2 protein-coding genes are annotated in these 1,929 nt (G+C 65.9%); both read right to left on the minus strand.

The annotated features are described in order from the left end of the window. Positions 1–764 precede the first annotated feature (764 nt). Positions 765–1,331 carry a molybdenum cofactor biosynthesis protein B gene (locus A5733_RS10465; RefSeq protein WP_369806732.1) on the minus strand — a complete coding sequence of 189 codons (567 nt, stop codon included), beginning with the start codon at positions 1,329–1,331 and terminating at the stop codon, positions 765–767. An 8-nt stretch (positions 1,332–1,339) separates the two neighbouring features. Beyond that, positions 1,340–1,929 (minus strand): S1C family serine protease (locus A5733_RS10470; RefSeq protein ID WP_369830923.1); only part of this gene is annotated, 590 nt, incomplete at its 5' end.

Here is a 1,929-nt window from a genome sequence, read left to right on the forward strand (position 1 = left end):
GGCCCGCAAAGACCCCCGCAATGGCGGTCACCATCGCGACCAGCACCCGACTGAATGCCTTCATGTTCTCCCTAGCTCTATGCCGGTGGCCCTGACGGGCCACCGAGTATGTGGCTTGGCGTAACAGTCCCCCGCAGACCGTATCGCCGCGCAAGTCTCACATGTGACACCGATTAGGAACTTCACACATTGCTCTTACGCACTGCTCATCGTTGACACGAGGAACATAACGGCAGGGCATAGGGGCGGCAACGCGAACGGAGGCGGACGGCAGTGCAGGCGGTCACTCGATCAAAATTTGCTGAAAACCGGCTCGGAGGTGGCTCGGCACGCCGTGACGCTGGTCTTTGCCCCGCTGGGCAATGCTGTGATGCCGTTCGCTTCGATAACGAGTTGAGGCGCAGAACACTGTGATCTGCCAGCGGTTTCCCGGATCCAGTAGCCGCTCACCTATTTATTGGTGATGGGGCGGAACGTTCCTCCGCAACCACCGGTCGCGGTCGGCGTCGTCGTCCGGCGAAGCGGTGTCACGTTCGTCCGGAGCGATCTCCGGCAGGGCGTCGCCGAAGATCTTGTTAACTGCGTCTCGTGAAAATTTGTTCCGTTCCGCCATGTTGAAGCTCCTTTGTGACGAACATCACATTTGATCATAAATGCTTACGCAAACAGTAATTAACCTGCGGTTCACCAACCCGGCGCCCCGGCGCGCGGTATTCACCCGCAAAACAAAAACGGCGGCCCGTAGGCCGCCGTTTCCGCCGTACTCAGATCTCCAAGCTTGATAGCTGACCGATCACCTGCGCGGCCAGCGGGCCGAGCGTGGCCATCCCGTCGCGCACGGCGGCACGCGACCCGGCGATGTTCACCACCAGCGTGCTGCCCGACACTCCACACAGGCCGCGCGACAATCCGGCGTCGACGATGCCGGCCGACAGCCCCGACCCGCGCAACGCCTCGGCGATGCCGAGCAGCTCACGGTCGAGGATGTCGCGGGTGGCCTCCGGCGTCACATCACGCGGCGTCACCCCCGTCCCGCCGACCGAGACCACCAAATCCACACCGCCGATCACCGCGGTGTTCAGTGCGTTGCGGATCTCGACCTCGTCTGCGGCCACCACCACCACGCCGTCGACGACGAATCCGGCCTCACCCAACAACTCGGTGACCAACGGCCCGCTGTGGTCTTCCTCGCCGTGTGCGGTGCGGTCATCCACGACGACGACGAGCGCCCTGCCCACCAACTCCCCTGGCTGTTCCATGCCTGCAACCGTATATCCGGCAGCAGACAACGGTGTAGCCAGACGCAGCGGCGCCACCGAATCCGGTCCCATCACCGTGCTCACTGCTCGGCCCGCCCGAGCGTGACCTCCACGGTCTGCGGCTTACCGCCCTGGTCGGTGAAGGTCAGCGTGACCTTGTCCCCGGGGGCCTTGGACCGGACCGCGGCCACGAGTGCGTCGGCGCTGCCGATCACACGATCGTCGACCTTCGTCACCACCACACCGCTGGGTAGACCGGCGGCTGCCGCTGCCCCGCCGTTGGTGACCTCCACGATCTTGGCGCCGTCGGTGGTCCGGTCATTGCTGACCTGCACACCCAGCGAGGCGTGCGAGGCCGTGCCGCGCTGGATCAACTCATCGGCGATCCGCTTGGCCTGATCCACCGGGATGGCGAAGCCCAGGCCGATCGAGCCGCTCTGGGCCTGCGGGGAATCCCCGCCCATCGTGGCGATCGCCGAGTTGATGCCGACCAGTTCACCGTTCATGTTGACCAGCGCACCACCGGAGTTGCCCGGGTTGATGGCCGCGTCGGTCTGGATCGCGTCGAGCACCGTGTTCTGGTTGCGGGTGTCGCCGCCCGGGGCGGCGGGGGGGGGGGGCGGCGGGGGGGGGTTAACCACCCCGGGCCCCCCCGCCCCGGGGCGCGGGG

It is taken from the genome of Mycobacterium sp. NS-7484, assembly GCF_001953975.1.
Lineage (GTDB): Bacteria > Actinomycetota > Actinomycetes > Mycobacteriales > Mycobacteriaceae > Mycobacterium.